The organism is Rhodopirellula sp. UH5 (assembly GCF_056839225.1).
On the sequence record NZ_CM166390.1, the window covers coordinates 3,540,317 to 3,558,920 of the forward strand.

An 18,604-nucleotide genomic window follows, 5' to 3' on the forward strand; every position below is an offset into this window, starting at 1 on the left:
CCTCCGCTTGGGACTCGTTGCCTCGTCCACTACGTCCGTTGTTTTCACGCGATGTTTCGCCGGTGATTTCCGAATCGGCGGACATTCACCGTGCATTCCGCATCTGCAAAATCCGTTTCGCGAGCGCCTCGTTTGGGTTGGGTACGTGCCCTTCTGTGTTGGAGGAACTCAATGATGAAAACAATGCATGAAAACGTCACGAATGACGCGTTGTGGCAGAAACTTCTTCATTTTCCGATTGGAGGCGAATCAGCGGATTGGACCGCCGATCCGCCCACTCGGGGTCTCTCGTTTTCGCAACGATTGGCCCGAGAAAACGATTGGAGCATCCAACACGCCCGTCACTGCATCGACGAGTACCGAAGGTTTCTGTATTTGGCAGCCACCGCGGGTCACTGTGTGACCCCATCGGACGCGGTCGATCAAGTTTGGCATCAACACTTGGTCTACACCGAGAACTATTGGGTGGACTTGTGCCAAGAAGTCCTGCCATCACCGCTTCATCACGGCCCGACCAAAGGTGGCTCCCAAGAACGTGTCCGCTACCAAGACCAATACGAACAAACGCTTGCATCTTATGAGCGGGCATTTGGCAAAGCCCCGGTGGAGATTTGGCCGCCGACGGAAGAACGCTTCGCTCAATCGATCGCGTCACTTCGCATTGACCGACGCAAGTTCTGGCTGATTCCCAAGCCGAACTTGACTGGCAAGTCATTGCAAGGATCGCACCTCGCAATCGCGGGATTGGCTGCGACACCTTTCGCGGCGTTGTTCCCATTCAATCTGGATGGTCCCACCTTCCTTGCGTTGTACGGAGCGGCAATCGTCGTCGGCTTTGTCTACCTGTTGGTTTGGTTTCACATCAGCAACGGCTGGTCATCCAATCCTTCCGCTCTTACCAAAGTTGGCTGGGGGCAACTGTCGATCCTGGCAGGAGGCAAAAAACGTTTGCTGCAAACAACTCTGGTGGCGCTACAAAAGCGCGGCATCGTCCGTTGCGATCAACATGGATTCACGATCCTTGACCGCGGGGCACTGCAAGCCCAACACGATGATGATCCGGTCGCCGCCGGTGCGATGAAGGCGACCACCGACTACCTGGCTTCCAGCAACGCTCCGCAATCCTTCCAACGATTGCTGGTGGCGATCCATTCCACCGCGACCAATGCGGAATCACAAATGCGTGAATCGGGGTTGCTGAGATCGCCCGAACAACGCAAGCGTTTTCATGTGGGTGCGTTGGGGCTGGCGGGCATCTTGCTGGCCGTGGGTGGACTCAGGTGCATGCAGGGAATCCAAAACGATCGCCCAATTGGCTTTCTCGTTTTGGAGATGGTCATCGCGACCGTCGGGTTCGCAGTCGCGTTTCACATGGCGGTTCGTGAGCGTTTGACTTCCTTGGGCAAATCGGTCCAAGAACGATCGCAGCGAAGCTATCCCGAAACGGGGTTGAAGTCAGCTCACCAAAGTGACGGAGGCGACGTGGATGAGTTGCCCTGCCTGGCATGCTGGGGTCCCGCAGTGGCCGCCTACGTGCTCACCGATCCCTCGGAACTTTTCGCCAACGACATGTTGTACGGGGAAGAGCTACAGGCTGCCCAAAACGCGTCCAACTCAACGGGATGGATCGATTGGAGCAGCGGAGACGGAGGCAGCAGTTTCGACTTCAGCGGAGGCGGGGGCGATGCGGGCTGTGGAGGCGGGTGCGGAGGCTGTGGTGGATGCGGAGGGTGAAAAGGCCTCCATCACTTGCCATGTGACCAGGCTGCTATCTTGGAAGGAACGCTTGCGGGATGCCGGTTCGGCTCTCGCAAACTCGTTCGTCCCATGCATCAGGCCACCTCATGAACCCCGGCGCCGTCGAGGAACCATCGACTCATCCCTCCTTGCTCGAACGAGCCCGGCACGGCGACGAGGAGGGTTGGCAGATGTTGGTCCAGGTCTACGGACCGATCGTCTACCGATGGATCCGCCGATGCGGAGCTCAGTCGGCCGATGCGGCGGACGTGATGCAAGAAACGTTTCTCGCGGTCGCCAAGGCTCTCCCACGGTTCAACCTGGACCAAACGGGCGCCACTTTTCGCGGATGGCTGTGGACGATCGCTCGCAACAAACTTCGCGATCGCCAACGTGCCGACCAACGGTCTCCGCTCGTGCTCGATGGCGAAGCGTTGCAGTGGGCCGAGCGAGAAAGCTCTGATCCGCCCAGCGAACTGGCCGACGATGTGCAGTCGATTCAGAACCGCATGCTGCAAGTCCTGAGGCAATCAACCGATCCCAAGACCTGGCAGATGTTCTGGCGGACCGCCGTCGAAGGCTGCGATCCCGCGACGGTAGCAAGCGAACTGAACGTCAGTCGATGGACGGTCTACAAGGCTCGCGCCCGGGTGCTGCAACGACTGCGAAAAGAATTGGAAGATTTTCATCGCTGAGGTGTCCAATCGCCGCCCCATCCAAGCGTTGTGTGGTCAACCAATCGATCCCTCGCACCGAAAGCCCGTCATGATTGCCACCAGCACCGATTGTCTGAGTGTCGAAGAATTGAACCGTTTGCTCGACGGACAACTGTCCAGTGAGGAGTTCGACTCGGCATCCAAGCACGTCGATGAGTGCGAGCAATGTCAGTCACGCATCCCGGAAAAGTGGGACGCGTTGTCTCCAATTGCCAATGCGGACTCAGAGGAAGACTCTGTCCTGGCCGAATCGGCCTGCCAATTCGCGGTCGCTCAATTGATGACCGCAAACGTCCCGGTTCCCAATACTGCCGCCGACCTGCCCATCGACCAAATCGGTCCGTACGAGATCCTCGGGCAACTCGGGCAGGGCGGAATGGGCATGGTCTGCTTGGCTCGCCACAACCGACTGAAACGACAATGCGCGATCAAGTTGCTGCCGCCTCACCGAGTGATGGAACCTGGTTGGTTGGATCGTTTCGATCGAGAAATGACAACCGTCGCGTCTCTCGAACATCCAGGAATCGTCCGTGCCACCGATGCGGGAACTCATTCCGGCTGGCACTACTTGGTGATGGAATACTTGGACGGCATGGACGTCGGCAAGATCGCTCATCGACTGGGATCATTGCCGGTCGCGGACGCCTGCGAGATCGCTCGCCAGTCCGCCGTGGCACTGATGCACGTGCATGAGACGGGTTTGATCCACCGCGATGTGAAGCCATCCAATTTGATGCTCACGCGAGACGGAACCGTCAAACTATTGGACCTGGGTTTGGTTCTGGCAGGCGACGATCCGCTAGCAACGGATGACCGACTCACAACAGTGGGACACCTGATGGGCACCTTGCCCGCGATGTCGCCCGAACAGTTGCTCGACAGCCGAAAAGTCCAACCAGCGTCCGATATCTATTCGCTCGGCGCAACCCTCTACCGTCTGATCTCAGGCCGTTGGCCGCATGCAAACGAAGGTGGCCTGGCGGCACGAGTGTTGGCGATCACGAGCGAGTCCAATCGATCGACTCCGCCTCCGCTGAGCAGTTTGGAACCGTCGGTCGAAACAGAATTGGGATCGTTCGTCGGCCGGATGATGCACCGGCAACCCGACCAGCGTCCCAGCGGATCGATCGTTGCCGAGCGACTTGCGACCTGGTCCGGCGACGCCAACTTAAAAGCCTTGCTCAAGCGAGCGGAATCGACACCTGCATCCGATGCACCGATCACACCATCGCTCCCACTGGCAACAAATCCCGCTTCACCGCCACCAGGCAACGGCAGGCACACCTGGACCGTATGGATGGGTCCGCTGGGATGGTTCGCGGCAGCCGTCTTGCTCGCAACGGTCGTGATTCAAATCAAAACCGACAAGGGGCTGGTGACGGTGACCACAGACGGGAACGACACCAAGGTTGCGGTGGAAAAGAACGAGAGCCCACTCCCCACGGCGACGCTTCAAAAGAGATCCCGCGAGGATTCTAAATTGGACTTTGCAAATACAAACCGCGACATCGTTTACGAAGGAAAGAATCTCGACGCATGGCTTGAAACACTTGCAAGCGAAAAAGAAATAGGAGCTATCGGTCGAGCCATGCGAGCCGTGGAACGACTTTCTCGTGGCACATCAAGACGTGCTGAAGCGGCAAAAGCAACACTCGATCTAACCGATGAATACGGAACGTGGCACGTCGCCCCTCCGGTTGAACACGGCGGATTCATGGGTGGCGGCTTCAGTAGCTCCCCTCCAATTGACCGGCAATTCATGGGACATCTCCAGGAGTCGTACAAGCACTATTTCCCGATTCCCGGAGTGCAAACGATCGGCCTGAAGCTAGCCCATGGCAATCAGAAGGCTAGGATCGCGAGCATCCTGCAACTCAGAAACTTTGTGATGGATCTGAACTTTGACATGAACTCGTCACCCAAACGGATGTCGGCTGAAGCTTTTTTCGCGTCAAGAAGCAGAACCTCTGAAGGAAGAAATGAAACCAAAACTCTCCTTCAGCAGATTGAATCCGCATCCGCTGGCCTGAAATCAGTTGTCAAGGAAGCAACAGCCACATCCACCCCTCACCCGCGAAGCCCATCAGAGGAAGCTAATATCGCTCGTGAAACGGCCTGGGCAATTGCTGTTCGAATCGTCCAGGAATCGGGCCCACAGATATCCCCTCCAGCATGGATCGCTGACTACGTCGAAGAGCAGGTCGATGAGGCGGTTGCCAAGTACGAACAAAGAGAGGTCGATCCCGAGACAGGGCAAACCAAATGGGACTACGCCGATCCCAACGCGGTTTACGGGTTTTCAATGGGCGGTTTCGGCGGTGGCCCCCAGGCCAACACCACCCCCAATCCACCTGATTGGATTTTGCCCACCGAGCTCTATCTCGCCGCCATCGAGATGCGAAGGGAAGGGCGTGTTCAGTTCCCGATCGAGTTCGCAGCGGAAACGCTCGCACACCCGCGTTTCAATTGGTACTCGATGGACGATTCGTCCCTCAACGACGTGGTCCAAGCCTTGACAGCGATCGATCCGAAAGCTCCTTCGCTGATCGCCTTCCATCTCGACCGCAGCTTCCAAGAAATGGATCGCCAATACCAAGCGAGCCAGAACGCGGAATGGCTTCACCCGCTGACCTATCTTCAGCAACGTCTCCAGGAAGGACTGGCATCCGTCTACACCACTCACGTCGAACAGCCCGCACAGGCCCACGATCGACTGGAGCGGTTGGTCAACTCAATGCCCAAACTGTCGATGTACCAACAATCAACCGAAGACCCCAAAGCCTTCTGGCACGCCATGCTAAACGACCTCAAACAGCGATCCGAAAGCGAATGACAACGCCGGTCTTGAATCTACCGTCGACGACTGTTTCTAGAACACTAATCGGCGCTAATCGCACACTCATCTCCGAGACAACCACGCCCAGTCCCCAACGATTAGTGTGCGATGAGTGAAGATTAGTGTTCCCCTCCCTTCCGCCATTTCACCTCATGAGGTGTCGCACGAGCAGCACTCATGAAGCACCAAACAGCGGCAGCCCCTCCAAGCGATCACACCTCTTGCACACGCTTCAGATAGCCTGCCGGATGAATTTAAAGAACACTAATCGACGCTAATCGCACACTAATCTCCGGGGCAATCCGCCCCACTTCACAACCATTAGTGTGCGATGAGAGAAGATCAGTGCTCCCCCCCCGACTCCACCATTTCACCTCATGAGGTGTCCCACGAGCAGCACTCGTGAAGTACCAAACAGCGGCAGCCCCTCCAAGCGATCACACCTCTTGCACACGCTTCAGATAGCCTGCCGGATGAATTTGAAGAACACTAATCGACGCTAATCGCACACTAATCTCCGAGACAACCACGCCCAGTCCCCAACGATTAGTGTGCGATGAGTGAAGATTAGTGTTCCCCTCCCTTCCGCCATTTCACCTCATGAGGTGTCCTACGAGCAGCACTCGTGAAGTACCAAACAGCGGCAGCCCCTCCAAGCGATCACACCTCTTGCACACGCTTCAGATAGCCTGCCGGATGAATTTAAAGAACACTAATCGACGCTAATCGCACACTAATCTCCGGGGCAACCCGCCCCAATTCACAACCATTAGTGTGCGATGAGAGAAGATTAGTGTTCCCCCCCGGCGTCCACCACCTCAATGACTTCGTTGGGAATGCAAATCATCGATCACGAATCGCTTCCATTCCAAGTCACCTTTCTTTCCAAAGTTGATGAGGTAACCAACTCGCTTCCGCGCGATTCGCATGTAGTTGAACAACTGAGCTTCATGTTCAGAGCAAAGTTCTTTCAAAGCCTTCAACTCCACCACGATTCCTCCGAAAACCAGCAAGTCTGGTCGGTACTTCGGAGTCAAAAGATGCCCCTTGAAATACACGCTTAGTTCAGCTTGGGCAACGAATGAGATCCCCCTCAATCCGAGTTCCACCTCCAAAGCGGACTGATAGATTTCCTCTGCCATTCCATAGCCAAGCTCGTTGTAGACCTCGAATGCGGCCCCCATCAGGTCGTAGCCTTCTTGCTTGAACACGACTCCCTCTCCATTGCATTTGCCAGAATTGTGGATTTTGCGTGAGCCTCGACCAACGAAACTCAAACGTTCGCTGAGCTCCCAATCGCTGACACGCCTTTGACTCGAAGCCACAACGTCAACCTAGCAAATTGCCTGACCGGTCTCTCGAAGCACCTTTTGGAGCTGCTCGATGGCGGTGGGGGACTCGACTGACAGAGCGTCTGGCACTTGAAGTGGCAGGGTCACGGATCCGTCGCCTCGGATGACCATGGAAGTTGTCCAGGGACTCGCGGGCAAGAACGCTTTGGCCTGCTCCTCCCCTGGATCATGCCCACCAATCTGAAGATCGACCGGTCGATCGCCGGACCTTCGATGCCCAATCCCCACCAACCGAATCAAAGGAGTGGAATCGATTTCTGAACCAGACATCATCGGCGCAAGTGATTCATTCGTCCGCCATGCATGAACGCTTCGCAGCGTCGCGGCGGGATCCAAGGTCACGCAAACACAGCGAGCCAACTCGTTGCGGCGGCGGATGATTCGCGCCACCATCGCGGCGGTCATCTCCGCTTCGTCCGCGTCAAACGCTCCGGGACCGATCACGATCGCCGCGTACTGACTGGCGCGAAAATGCGAAGACCGAGTCTGGAACTCGGAACCTTCTTCGGTCGCCTCCGGGTGCTCGATTGCGTGATGCATCCGCCCCGCGAAATCGGCCGTCCATCGTTCCCAACGCTTCACCTGTCGCTTGTCAATCGATGCGCCGGAACCAACGGACTCCAGACGCAGCTTCTCTTCCAAACGAGGCCAAGCCGGATCGACTTCGCCGATCAACCAAACCAAGTCGGCATGCGCGACGACCTCGGACAGCGTTGCTGCAACGATTCCATCACGACGTGTGACCGTCCCGATGGCCTGGACCGAAGGATCTGATTCGATTTCGACTGCGATCGCACCGTCGGATTGCCACGGGACCAATTGCCGAGCCGCGACCAAATCCACGCCCGAAGTGATCACGCGAATGGGTTGCTCACAGGCAGCAATCTGGGCCAACGTCGCCTCGTCTGCGCGAGCCATTTGGTTCATCAACGAACCTGCCGACTCGGCGATCTCGCACCCGTTTGCTTGAACCGATCCGTCCGCATTCACCACGACATCGTCGCAGTGCAGTGGACACAACGGGCAAACGACACGAGACGGTTCGCTCACGAATCCGTTCCACCATCTTCGGCTGAGAAATCATCTCGCACCGAGAGTTCTTTCACGGCCTTGACCAACTCAATGGCATTCTCAACCGGCGTTTGCTGCAACACGCCGTGGCCGAGATTGAAGATGTGTCCGGGTCGACCGCCGGCCTTGTTCAAAACATCTTGCACTGCCGCGCGAATGGTCTTGGCATCGGTCAGCAACACCGACGGGTCCAAGTTGCCTTGGACGGAGATATCATGCCCGACACGTTTCCAAGCCACATCCAGTTCGATTCGCCAATCGACTCCCACCACGGTGCGACGATCGCCACGCAGCAAGGGCAACAACTCCGGATTACCGGTTGCAAAGTTGATCAAGGGCACGCCGGGAGTCACGCCTTCCAAAATGCGTTTCATCCATGGCAACACAAATTCGCGGTAGTCGGCTGGCGACAAACAACCCGCCCAACTGTCGAACAATTGCACACACTGGGCTCCGGCGGCAACCTGCTCATTCAGATAAACGATGATCGCGTCGGTCAAACGATCCATCAGTGCGGCCCAGCCACCATCGGCAGCACGCATCAAAGCTTTCGTGCTGCTGTATTGCCGGCTGCCGCCACCTTCAATGGCATAACTGGCCAGAGTGAACGGAGCCCCCGCGAATCCGATCAACGGGATGCCTTCGGGCAGGTCCGCTCGCGTTTGCTTGACCGTCTCATAGACGAAGCCGAGGTCCTGCGGGTTGTCGAGGCCTTTGACCCGGTCCACATCCGCCGCCGAACGAACCGGATTGTGGATGACTGGGCCGTCGCCTTTGACGAACTCCAAATCGAATCCCATCGGGACCAAAATCGGCAACAAGTCCGAAAAGATGATTGCCGCGTCGACATCGAGCTTTTCGACCGCGGTGCACATCACTTCGCTGCACAACTTGGGATTGGCGCAGAGTTCCAAAAACGATTGCTGCGAACGAACGGCGCGGTACTCCTGCATGTAGCGACCGGCTTGCCGCATCATCCAAACCGGTGTGCGAGGCGTGGGCTCACCACGACAGGCACGCATGAACAAACTGGACTGGGAGGGGTGGTCATCGATGGCAGGCATGGGCGTCTTGCTAGCAGAAATGAGACTGGAATCATCTGCCCGCAGAGAGACAGACGTTTGAGAGTTGGGCGTTCGAGTGGCCGACGATTCAGAACGAACCTCGTCGACCAAGCGTTTGGCATCGCGAGCCGACTCACTGACCAGGTGCCCCATCTTGGGATGCGACGGTTCCATCGCGATGGCCAGATCATGCTCTCGCAACATGTCGCTGGTGGTGGGCCCGATCGACACGATCGCCGTCTTGGACAACCCCTCACGAAGTGAATCGGTGATCCCGAGTTCTTCGCCCATGCGGAGCAAGTTGACGACTTGGTGAGCACTCGTGACCAGCAAGATGTCTCGTTCGCCTTCCGCGAGCGCCAGTGTGTTGGCCTTCAGAGGCTGTGTGTCTTCGGGGAATTCCCAGCCGTAAACTTTGACCGATTCGGCGATCGCACCGCGAGCTTCCAAGCCGGCGATCAACTGCGTGTTGCTGACGCCGTACTCTTGGATCCCGATTGTCTGATTGGCGATGGGGATGCCAGCGTCAATGGTTTGCAACAGTTCCCGCCAGGTGTTCGGCTCCGGCACACGGTGAGTGGGCTTCAGTCCAAACTCTCGCATCACCGCCACCGGTTTGGGACCACGGCAGATCGTCGTGATGTCGCTGAGCGCATCGATCAGACGCTGTTGTTCGACGTGCTTTTCGGTGGCTTTGAGCAGGTACCGAAATCCCACGCCGGTCATCAAAATCACGATGCTGATGTCGCCCGTGATGATCCGATAGGCAAAGTCGATCGCCGCCCGATTCGGCTCGATCGGCACCTCCCGCATCGATGGGCTGACAAAGGCGTCGCCCCCGAATTTGCTGATCAGCCGCGTCATGTCGTCGGCCCGTCGGCTTTCCAAAGCGGCCACGCGAAGTCCATCGAAATTGTTTGTCGTCGCAGCCATGCAGGTGCTGGATCCGTTAGGGGGAGGCAAATCGAGCCGGGAAGAAAGCGGGAAGGCAAGATTGTAGAGATTTTGCGTCGCGTTACGATGACGGCAGACCGTCTTTCGCCTTTCCCTCAACAGCTTCGTTCGCATGCCTCGCGCCGCCCTCCGAAAACCCAACCCCGCCTTGGACCTGGATTCCTGGCTGAAAACGCCCGAGGATTTGCCGGCGGTGATCAACAGCCAATCGCTATTCGGCAACGATCAACCGCTGGAAATCGAAGTCGGCAGCGGGAAAGGGCTGTTCATTCAGACGGAATCTGATCGTCGCCCCGAGCACAATTACTTCGGGATCGAAATCGCTCGCAAATACGCCGCTCACGCCGCCGCCAGGCTGGCCAAACGAGAGCGAGCCAACGCAAAAATGCTAGCCGGCGACGCCACCCCGCTGTTTGCGGTCACCGACGAGGGCAAACGAATCGAAGACGGATCGCTGGAAGCCGTTCATGTTTACTTCCCCGATCCGTGGTGGAAAAAACGGCACCGAAAACGTCGCGTCCTCAGTCACGACAACATTCTCAACTTCAGTCGCTGCCTCCGCGTCGGCGGCCGGCTGCATTTCTGGACGGACGTGTTGGATTACTTTGAGCTGACCGTGGAATTGATCGCCGAAATCGCACCGGAACTGGGCGTGCCGTTGCCGGAAACTCAGCGGGAATCCACCCACGACCTGGACTTCCACACCCACTTCGAACGCCGCAGTCGCAAGATGGGCATTCCAGTCTACCGAGTTTGCTACCGCAAACGCATCTGACTGGTACCTCGCCAACTAGCTCTCCGTCATAACCCGAAGCGGAATCGAGTTGCGTTGTTTCCCTCGCTCACCGGCTTGTTGATTCACTCGAGTTCACAACCCGATGCGTGAGCGAGGGACCCACAGGCTCGTTGCGATCCCTCGCTCGCGCTATGGGTTAGGATTCAATCAACAGGCCGTCACGCGTCGGGTTATGAAAACGCGGCAATCCTCCACCTAGTTGACGCAGCCCAGCTATCCACCAGCCAACTACGGCCAGCTTGGCTTGCGTTTTTCCAGGAACGCGGCAACCCCTTCGGCGGCGGATTCCGTCGTGCAAGCGGACGCACTGTCCGCGGCCGCGGCCGAGATCTGAGTCAGCAACGCTTCGCCAACGCTTTCATTGAGCAATCGCTTGGACGCCTGGACGGCTTCGGAAGGCCCTTCGCTGCAGCGCACCGCCCACTCGCTGGCCACCACCCAAACTTGGTCCGACACCACCGGCGATTGGCACAGCAAATTCAAGCGTTGGGCTTCGTTGGCATCAATGGTTTCGCCCGCCAAAGTCAGCCTGGCAGCGGCGGCCGCGCCAACCCGAAAGGACAACAACGCCGTCGTCACGCCTCCGACCAAGCCACGGCGAGCGGCGTCAGCAGCGAAGGTCGCTCGCTTGCTGGCAACGCACAGGTCCGACGCCAGCATCAGGGCGAAACCGGCTCCAATCGCGGCGCCGTCCACCGCCGCGATGATGGGCTTGGGGAATCGCAGCATCTTCTCGCAGGTCTCGGAAACCGCTCGCCAGTATTCGAACCATTGCTGCATCCGCTCGGACTCGGGCAAATCCGCAATCTGCTGGAACACTTGCAGGTCAACTCCCGAGCAAAAGTGATCACCTCGCGAGGACAGCACGACCGCCCGAACACGCTTCTCTTGATGCACATCACCGAGAGCTTCGTTGAGATCAAACAGCAACCCGGGACTGAGCGCGCCATGCTTTTCCGGCCGATCCATCAACACGGTTGCCACGTTGTTGTGAATTCGAACATCCAGATGTTGCATGAGAAAACCCTGAGAGGAGAAGCCGATTGAAAGTGCGCCGCAACAGATTGGCTCAATCCAGCAGCGAAAGTTGTTCGGGAGATTGTGGAGGGCGGGGCAGGGTGAAGTCCACACCGGGCATCTCGCCGGCCAATTTTGCGAGCAACAACTCAGCAAACCGAGGTGCCAAGCAATCATCAGGCGTGTGAGTGAACACGATCGGACGCAACCCCGCCTCCACCCAGCCGACCAAGATCGGCAACCATTGATCCAGAAACGATTGAGTCAATTCAATTCGATTGCGTCCCACGATGCGAAGCATTGGACGCTGACCAGTGACGGTTTGCCGAACCGGCGTTTGTGGCTTGCGAACCTGCGACTTCTCTTCGATGGCATCTTCTGGCGGCGATTGAAACAGCGGCCGACTGTCGAAGGTGACCTTGTCAATTTGCAGGTCTCTCAGAAGCTCGTTCACGCGTGCTTCCTGGTCCCCGGAATCAAACCAATCGTGATGCCGCAACTCAACCGCCCAGGGCAATTCACGCGGCAAACGGCGGAGAAACCGAGCCAGCACTGGCAACCGATCCGGACCAAACTGGGGCCCCAACTGCAAGAACGTCGGCCCCAACCGATCCGCTTGGGCAATCACTCGCAACCGCGATAAGAATTCTCGCACTTCCTCGTCACAGTCCTGCAGCATGCTGTCGTGGGAGATTCGCTTGGGAAATTTGAAGCAAAACTCAAATCCCTCAGCTGCCTGCTCGGCCCAACCGCGAAAAGTGGACTCGCTGGGGACCGCATAAAACGTGCTATTTCCCTCGACGGTGTTGAACGTCCGCGTGTACCACGCAAGCCATTCGCTCCGCGGGGTCTTGGAGGGATAAACCACGCCAGCCCAACCGTCGCAGGCCCAGACCGGAGCCCCGACCGAAAGCGGCCACTTCGGTGACGAAAGGATTTCGCGAGGCTGGTTCACAAGGTCACCAAGAGTCAAAAGCAAAAAACATGGATGGTGGCGACGGCAAGGACAATCGTTCTACAACGAGACCTGTTTCCTCGGCAAATCATCCTGCCACAGCGAAGAAAACTGGGGAACACGCCACACCCAGACGAAAAGAGATTCATTCGAAGCCACGCGATTCGCGAAGCTTTGTCACGACATCGGGATGGGGAGTCCTTGCAAACGCCCCAGAATGCCACCAGAATGCGTTTCAACCGCATTTCGGCCTTGACAGAAATGGCACAGCCGCCATACTTCGCCGCTTGCAAAAATCTCGGCCCAAGTTGCGTGCCGCGACACATCACCGTTCAATTGCATTGTTTTCATGCCAACCATCAATCAACTCGTCCGCAAAAACCGGAAGCAGAAGAAGAGCCAGAGCAAGTCGCCGGTTCTCGAGAAATGCCCTCAAAAACAGGGTGTTTGCCTGCAAGTCCGGACCATGACCCCCAAGAAGCCAAACTCGGCTCTGCGGAAAATCACCCGGGTTCGATTGAGCAACGGCAAAGAAGTCACGGTTTACATCCCCGGCGAAGGCCACAACCTGCAAGAGCACTCGATCGTGCTCGTTCGCGGTGGCCGCGTTCGCGATTTGCCCGGTGTTCGTTACCAAGTGGTTCGCGGTTCACGCGATGCACTGGGTGTCGATGGCCGCAAGCAATCTCGCAGCCGTTACGGAGCCAAGAAGTAAAGCTTCGGCTTTCCTCTTCTCGGCATCCGTCGTTTCCAACCCACCCATTCCCTTCGTAGCTCGATCTGACATTCATGGGACGCATCACTTCCAGCCGCTCGCAACTCAAAGGCGACCCGCGGCACCACTCGTTGCTGGCTAGCAAATTCATCAATTGCTTGATGCTGGACGGAAAGAAGACCACCGCTCAGCGAGTCTTCTACGATGCCCTGGATGAGATTGGCAAACGCCACGAAGGCGAAGAGACTCCCATCGAAGTCTTCGAAGCAGCCCTGGAAAACATCAAGCCTTACATCGAAGTTCGCAGCAAGCGAGTCGGTGGTGCCAGCTACCAGGTTCCAATGCAAGTCAACAAGGCTCGCCAACAGAGCCTCGCGATTCGCTGGATCCTGTCCGCTGTCCGCGACAAAAAGGGCCGCCCAATGGCCTTGAAACTGGCCGATGAACTGCTGGCTGGCTTCAAGAAAGAAGGCGCCGCTTACACCAAACGCGAAAACACGCACCGCATGGCTGACGCCAACAAGGCATTCGCTCACTTCGCTTGGTGATCTGCCGCGAACGTCTGAATTCATATTCAGCCGCTACGCGCAACGCCCTCTAACGTTCACAATTGGTCGCGATTCGGCTCTGCCGGATCGCGATTTTTCTTTGCGCACCCGCCCCAAACCGCTTCCCACCGCACCGACTCGCCATGGCCGCCGACATATCCAAGATTCGCAACATCGGTATCATCGCCCACATCGACGCGGGGAAAACCACCGTCACTGAGCGAATGCTTTACCTCAGCGGGGCGAAACACCGGGTCGGCCGAGTGGACCACGGCACCACCGACACCGATGACGACCCCGAGGAACAAGAACGCGGCATCACGATCTTCAGCGCCTGCGTGAAGTACGCCTGGGGCGACTACAACATCAACCTCCTCGACACGCCCGGACACGTTGACTTCACCGCCGAAGTGGAACGCTGCCTCCGAGTCCTCGACGGGGCCGTGGTGGTCTTCTCTGCCCGTGAAGGCGTGGAAGCCCAAAGCGAGACCGTCTGGCGCCAGGCCGACCGCTACGAAGTCCCACGGATCGTCTTCATCAACAAAATGGACCGCGAAGGCGCCAGCTTCGAGACCGTCTTCAACGACATCGGACCACGACTCGGTGGGCGACCAGTCGCGGTGGAACTGCCGGTCGGAGAAGGCCCCGCCCACGTCGACAACCCGTTCCGCGGCGTGATCGACCTGGTCGACATGAAACTCCTGCAGTTCGACCCAGAAACGGAAGGCAAGCAGATCACAGAGACCGAACTGCCCGCCGAACTCGCCGACGACGCTGCAATCTGGCGAGAACAGATGATGGAGGCGGTCTACGAAATCAGCGAAGAGGCCATGGCCCTGGCGATGGAGGAAAAGGAAATCCCTCGCGAAGTCATCCTGGCAGCACTCCGACACGGCTGCCTCGAACGAATCATCCAACCCGTCTTCTGCGGCTCGGCGCTGCATGGCATCGGAGTCCAACCCCTGATGACCGGCGTCGGAAACTTCCTGCCCAGCCCCCTGGACCGCCCGCCTGTTGAAGGCCACGACCCCAAAAAACCAGACCAAACGCTCTCGCGAAACCCAGACCCCAAAGAGCCTTTCTGCGGACTCGTCTTCAAGATCCTGCCCGCCAAAACGGGCGACAACTACTGGATCCGGATCTACAGCGGGGAGCTCAAACAAAACTCACGGGTGCAGTGCCCCAACCGAGACAAAAAGGAAAACATCGCCCAAATCTGGCAAATCCACGCCTCCAAAAAGGAACGCGACGGACAAGTGGACTCCGTCGGTGCAGGCGACATCTGCTGCGTGATCGGCCCCCGATTTGCCATCACAGGCGACACCGTTTGCGACACCAAAGAGACGATCGAACTGCCCAGCATCAAGTTCGCCGAAACAGTGCTGTCCATGGCAATCGAACCGGAGAGCACTGCCGACCGAAAGAAACTCGAAGAAACACTCGACATGCTCCGCCGACAGGACCCAACCTTCCGAGCGATCGACAACGAAGAGATCGGGCAAACGATCATCAGCGGGATGGGCGAACTCCATCTCGAGGTCATCCAGCACCGCCTGACTCGCGACTTCGGATTGAACGTCAAGTTCTACAAACCTCGCGTGAATTACCGTGAAACCATCGGCGGCAAAGCCGAAATCGTCGGCCAATGCAACCGAGTGGTCGGATCCACACAAATGTTCGCTCGCCTGAAAGTGAAGATCAGCCCCACCGAAACCCCATCCGACCCTGTCGTCGTGTTCGACCGACTCCCGCCCGACGTCGGCCTCCCCAACGCCGTCCGTAGCGCCGCCATCGAAGAACTCCGCGACCGAGCAGAAGGCGGCGGGATGATCGCTGGCTTCCCGCTCTCGGGCGTCCGAATCGATGTGCTGGACGCGGAAACGGCAGAAGAAGGCAGCGACGAAGTTGCCTTCCGAATCGCTGCCGGCGACGCCTTTGAAAGCGGACTGCAAGCGGCAGGCCCCGTGCTACTCGAACCCGTCATGCGAGTCGAAGTCACCACGCCAGAAGACTACATGGGGGAGATCGTCGGCGACCTGCAGCAACGCCGCGCCATCATCGCCTCCACCGAAAGCCGTGGAGCCATGACCGTGATCACTGCCCACGCTCCACTCAAAGAGATGTTCGGCTACTCCGGAGCCGTACGAAGCCTCAGCCAAGGCCGAGCAGGAAGCAGCATGGAACCCTACGGCTACCAAGCAGCTCCCCAAGAAGACGCGGACAGCTTCCAGTACTAAGCACGTCGGCAGAAATGATCGGGCAAAACGATGTGAGCCGCTTGGGCGTTCGCCTGGGCTGCTGAACGTTTGGGCTGCTGAACGTTTGGGTTGGAGAGCATTGTCGCTTGCGCAAGTTTTCATCCCGGTAGGGATGCAAGACGGTAGCCGCCGGTAAGCGATAGCGCCACCGATGGACATGCAAACCCCACGCCGCCACCCTCCATCCCGCCGTGGCGATTGGCCACGGCGGGATGGAGAGTTTATTGGGAGGCACGGTTTCCGGGGGTGTGCTGCTACGCAGCGCCCCCACCTAACCGAGGCCGCGCAGCGCTTCAGTGCCGACCCAGCAACGACTTGCAGCACCTTGGTGGCGGGCGTCTGGGTATCGCCCCGGATGGGGCCGTCATGCTTAGCTCGGGGCGGAAGCCCCGAGAGACCGATGCCGGAAAACAAACGGTCGCCCCGGACGGTGCCGTCGTGGGAGTTGGGGCGTCCCTCGCTCACGCTTCGGGTTGTGATTGGTGGTTGCTGCAGAAACCCGCCAAAACCCAGCACCAAAAAACTGCACGACCTCGAAGTTGGGAGGGGCCGGAAAACGAGCGCTCAGCGAGTTTTCCGGGGAAGGGCATCACGCGACGAACTAGGTAGCCTGAACCTGCGCCGGAGCAATCACCAACGCGTCGTCGGCACTGCCTGACCAAGCGGGCAACTGAACCTGAGTGGCAACCCAACCATGATGAACCACCTTGCCCTGCGAGGCACCGCTGGACTCACCCACCCAGCGCAAACGAGCGGAGGAAGTGGACGCATCCACCGGAAGCACCTGCCCGTCACCCACTTCCACGAGCGGAACGATCCCCAACAACCGATCCAGCGTTTGACGGCACTGTTTCAAACACGGGCGAGCCGCCGCACCAACCTGATCGTCCGCGTACTGATCCAGATTCTCATGGATCAGATCGACCAAACGAGCGTCCCGCTGAAGCGCCGCCAACAACGTGACAGCATCGCTCTGAGCAGACTCCCGCGGGGCGCCCCCCACCGGTTCTTTCCCAACGACTGCCGGCGTGGATTCCGCCGCTGACTGCGACGCCAAATCGACGCCATCCAGAGCCAGCGCGACGCGCTCGGCGACTTGACGGTCAAACATCGCTTTCCAAAAAGCTCTCAGAGCCAAACCCAAACGCATCTCGATGTCACCTCAAGAACCAACCACGACCCAAACCGGCCGACCAACACAAACCATCGCGCCCGGCAAACCCCAGCACGAATAAAAAACGACTACGAAGCCGACGAGGCGACCGAATCAGCACCCTTCCTACCGGGCGACAAACACTTCCCGATCTGCCGGACCGCCTGCCGCAACCGATGCTCATTCTCAACCAATGACATCCGCAAATAGCCTTCTCCAGCCGCACCAAAGCCACTGCCTGGGCTGACAGCAACGTTGCCTTCCTCCAGCAACTTCATCGCGAAATCCATCGTGCTCATCTGACTCTTCCAAGGCTCCGGCACCTCTGCCCACACGAACATGCCTGCCTTGGGCGGATTGACATTCCACCCCAGTCGACGCAAACCGCTGACCAGCACATCACGCCGGCCTTGGTAAACCTGCGACTGCTGCAAAACAGTTGCCTCGGTCTCACGAAGAGCGACAATCGCCGCGATCTGAATGGCCTGGAACATGCCGTAATCGTAGTAACCCTTGATGGTACCCAACCCACGGACCATGTCCGCATTCCCAGCACAGAACCCAACACGCCAACCGGCCATGTTGTACCCCTTGCTCATCGTCGTGAACTCAACGCCCACGTCCTTGGCCCCAGGCGCCGACAGAAAACTCGGCGGCACATAGCCATCGAAAGCCACGTCGGCGTAAGCGAAGTCATGAATGACCATCAAGCCGTACTTCTTCGCCAGCCGAACGACCTCGACAAAGAAGTCCGCTTCGATCACAGCCGACGAAGGGTTGTGGGGATAATTGACGATCAAAACCTTCGGGCGAGGCGTCAAATTCTCGCAGGTGTAGGCCACATTACTCAGGAACTTATCCGGATCCGCGACATCCAGCGCCACAACATTTCCGGAAGCCAGAATCACGCCGTACATGTGAACCGGGAAATAGGGCGAGGGGATAATCGCCGTGTCACCAGGCCCCATCAGAGCCAAACACATGTGCGAGAAGCCCTCCTTGCTCCCCAAACAAGCGATGATCTCGCCTTCTGGATCCAAGCTCACACCGTATTTTCGGTGATATTTGCTGGCCACCTCACGACGCAAATTCGTGATCCCGTTGGATTTGCTGTAACCGTGATTGCCAACATCCGACGCCGCGTCAGTCAGCTTCTGAATCACGACCGGGTCCGGCGGATCCGAGGGATTCCCCATCCCAAGATCGATCACATCGTCTCCCGCACAACGCTTCTGGTACAGCAAACTGTTGATGCGACCAAACATGTACGGCGGCAAGCGATCGACTCGCGAGGCCATCTTCACTTCAAATTCCGCTGGCTCTGGATCCGTCGTGGGCGAATCGATTGCAGGAGCGTCGATGTTGGGCGTGTCGGGATTGAAGGTGTCACTCATTTTGACGCCAAGAGGGAAATTGCCAGGAAAAAACCAAA

General features: G+C 58.0%; 14 protein-coding genes. 7 read left to right on the forward strand and 7 right to left on the reverse strand.

What is annotated here, in order from left to right; all coding sequences use genetic code 11:
- Window positions 1–171: 171 nt before the first annotated feature.
- From UH5x_RS12545 to UH5x_RS12555, 3 genes are all read left to right on the forward strand, one after another.
- Window positions 172–1,734: a TIGR04222 domain-containing membrane protein gene (locus UH5x_RS12545; RefSeq protein WP_482635841.1), complete on the forward strand. Its 1,563-nt coding sequence runs from the start codon at window positions 172–174 to the stop codon at window positions 1,732–1,734.
- Window positions 1,735–1,844: 110 nt separating this feature from the next.
- On the forward strand, window positions 1,845–2,432 hold the full coding sequence (locus UH5x_RS12550; RefSeq protein WP_482635842.1) for an RNA polymerase sigma factor: 588 nt from the start codon (window positions 1,845–1,847) through the stop codon (window positions 2,430–2,432).
- A 70-nt stretch (window positions 2,433–2,502) separates the two neighbouring features.
- On the forward strand, window positions 2,503–5,286 hold the full coding sequence (locus UH5x_RS12555) for a serine/threonine protein kinase (RefSeq protein ID WP_482635843.1): 2,784 nt from the start codon (window positions 2,503–2,505) through the stop codon (window positions 5,284–5,286).
- Between the two features lie 821 nt (window positions 5,287–6,107).
- Here the strand turns inward: UH5x_RS12555 and UH5x_RS12560 are convergent.
- The 3 genes from UH5x_RS12560 to hemE all read right to left on the reverse strand — a co-directional run bounded on the left by UH5x_RS12560 (window position 6,108) and on the right by hemE (window position 9,709).
- On the reverse strand, window positions 6,108–6,500 hold the full coding sequence (locus tag UH5x_RS12560; RefSeq protein ID WP_482635844.1) for a GxxExxY protein: 393 nt from the start codon (window positions 6,498–6,500) through the stop codon (window positions 6,108–6,110).
- 123 nt (window positions 6,501–6,623) lie between these two features.
- The gene (locus UH5x_RS12565) at window positions 6,624–7,691 is read right to left on the reverse strand and encodes a molybdopterin-binding domain-containing protein (RefSeq protein WP_482635845.1); all 1,068 of its coding nucleotides are present in this window, start codon (window positions 7,689–7,691) and stop codon (window positions 6,624–6,626) included.
- Window positions 7,688–9,709 carry a uroporphyrinogen decarboxylase gene (gene hemE, locus UH5x_RS12570; protein ID WP_482635846.1) on the reverse strand — a complete coding sequence of 674 codons (2,022 nt, stop codon included), beginning with the start codon at window positions 9,707–9,709 and terminating at the stop codon, window positions 7,688–7,690. Before hemE ends, UH5x_RS12565 begins: the two co-directional genes overlap by 4 nt.
- 133 nt (window positions 9,710–9,842) lie before the next feature.
- Between hemE and trmB the strand changes: the two genes are divergently transcribed.
- Window positions 9,843–10,505 (forward strand): tRNA (guanosine(46)-N7)-methyltransferase TrmB, encoded by a 663-nt coding sequence (trmB, locus tag UH5x_RS12575; protein ID WP_047812403.1) that lies wholly within the window; start codon window positions 9,843–9,845, stop codon window positions 10,503–10,505.
- Between the two features lie 249 nt (window positions 10,506–10,754).
- Here trmB and UH5x_RS12580 read toward each other — a convergent pair whose 3' ends face one another.
- Window positions 10,755–11,543 (reverse strand): enoyl-CoA hydratase/isomerase family protein, encoded by a 789-nt coding sequence (locus UH5x_RS12580; protein ID WP_482635847.1) that lies wholly within the window; start codon window positions 11,541–11,543, stop codon window positions 10,755–10,757.
- Window positions 11,544–11,595: 52 nt separating this feature from the next.
- Window positions 11,596–12,498, reverse strand: coding sequence for a DUF72 domain-containing protein (locus UH5x_RS12585; RefSeq protein ID WP_482635848.1), 903 nt, complete (start codon window positions 12,496–12,498; stop codon window positions 11,596–11,598).
- A 349-nt stretch (window positions 12,499–12,847) separates the two neighbouring features.
- Between UH5x_RS12585 and rpsL the strand changes: the two genes are divergently transcribed.
- The 3 genes from rpsL (at window position 12,848) to fusA (ending at window position 15,998) form a co-directional block, all read left to right on the forward strand.
- Window positions 12,848–13,213, forward strand: a complete 366-nt coding sequence (gene rpsL, locus UH5x_RS12590; RefSeq protein ID WP_007326865.1) for a 30S ribosomal protein S12 — start codon at window positions 12,848–12,850, stop codon at window positions 13,211–13,213.
- Between the two features lie 74 nt (window positions 13,214–13,287).
- Window positions 13,288–13,761, forward strand: coding sequence for a 30S ribosomal protein S7 (gene rpsG, locus UH5x_RS12595; protein WP_047812400.1), 474 nt, complete (start codon window positions 13,288–13,290; stop codon window positions 13,759–13,761).
- 62 nt (window positions 13,762–13,823) lie between these two features.
- Entirely contained in the window at window positions 13,824–15,998 is a 2,175-nt protein-coding gene (gene fusA, locus UH5x_RS12600) for an elongation factor G (protein ID WP_482635849.1), read from the forward strand.
- A gap of 622 nt (window positions 15,999–16,620) precedes the next feature.
- Here the strand turns inward: fusA and UH5x_RS12605 are convergent.
- Together UH5x_RS12605 and UH5x_RS12610 are read right to left on the reverse strand one after the other, a co-directional pair.
- Window positions 16,621–17,130 (reverse strand): DUF2760 domain-containing protein, encoded by a 510-nt coding sequence (locus UH5x_RS12605; RefSeq protein ID WP_482635850.1) that lies wholly within the window; start codon window positions 17,128–17,130, stop codon window positions 16,621–16,623.
- A 131-nt stretch (window positions 17,131–17,261) separates the two neighbouring features.
- On the reverse strand, window positions 17,262–18,566 hold the full coding sequence (locus tag UH5x_RS12610; protein ID WP_047812397.1) for an aminotransferase class I/II-fold pyridoxal phosphate-dependent enzyme: 1,305 nt from the start codon (window positions 18,564–18,566) through the stop codon (window positions 17,262–17,264).
- Window positions 18,567–18,604: the final 38 nt, after the last annotated feature.

Coding starts and splice junctions, on each gene's coding strand:
- hemE (WP_482635846.1), bottom strand. CDS start 9,709: ATGGCTGCGACGACAAACAATTTCGATGGACTTCGCGTGGCCGCTTTG.
- UH5x_RS12605 (WP_482635850.1), bottom strand. CDS start 17,130: ATGTTTGACCGTCAAGTCGCCGAGCGCGTCGCGCTGGCTCTGGATGGC.
- trmB (WP_047812403.1), top strand. CDS start 9,843: ATGCCTCGCGCCGCCCTCCGAAAACCCAACCCCGCCTTGGACCTGGAT.
- rpsL (WP_007326865.1), top strand. CDS start 12,848: ATGCCAACCATCAATCAACTCGTCCGCAAAAACCGGAAGCAGAAGAAG.
- UH5x_RS12610 (WP_047812397.1), bottom strand. CDS start 18,566: ATGAGTGACACCTTCAATCCCGACACGCCCAACATCGACGCTCCTGCA.
- UH5x_RS12545 (WP_482635841.1), top strand. CDS start 172: ATGATGAAAACAATGCATGAAAACGTCACGAATGACGCGTTGTGGCAG.
- rpsG (WP_047812400.1), top strand. CDS start 13,288: ATGGGACGCATCACTTCCAGCCGCTCGCAACTCAAAGGCGACCCGCGG.
- UH5x_RS12580 (WP_482635847.1), bottom strand. CDS start 11,543: ATGCAACATCTGGATGTTCGAATTCACAACAACGTGGCAACCGTGTTG.
- UH5x_RS12550 (WP_482635842.1), top strand. CDS start 1,845: ATGAACCCCGGCGCCGTCGAGGAACCATCGACTCATCCCTCCTTGCTC.
- UH5x_RS12555 (WP_482635843.1), top strand. CDS start 2,503: ATGATTGCCACCAGCACCGATTGTCTGAGTGTCGAAGAATTGAACCGT.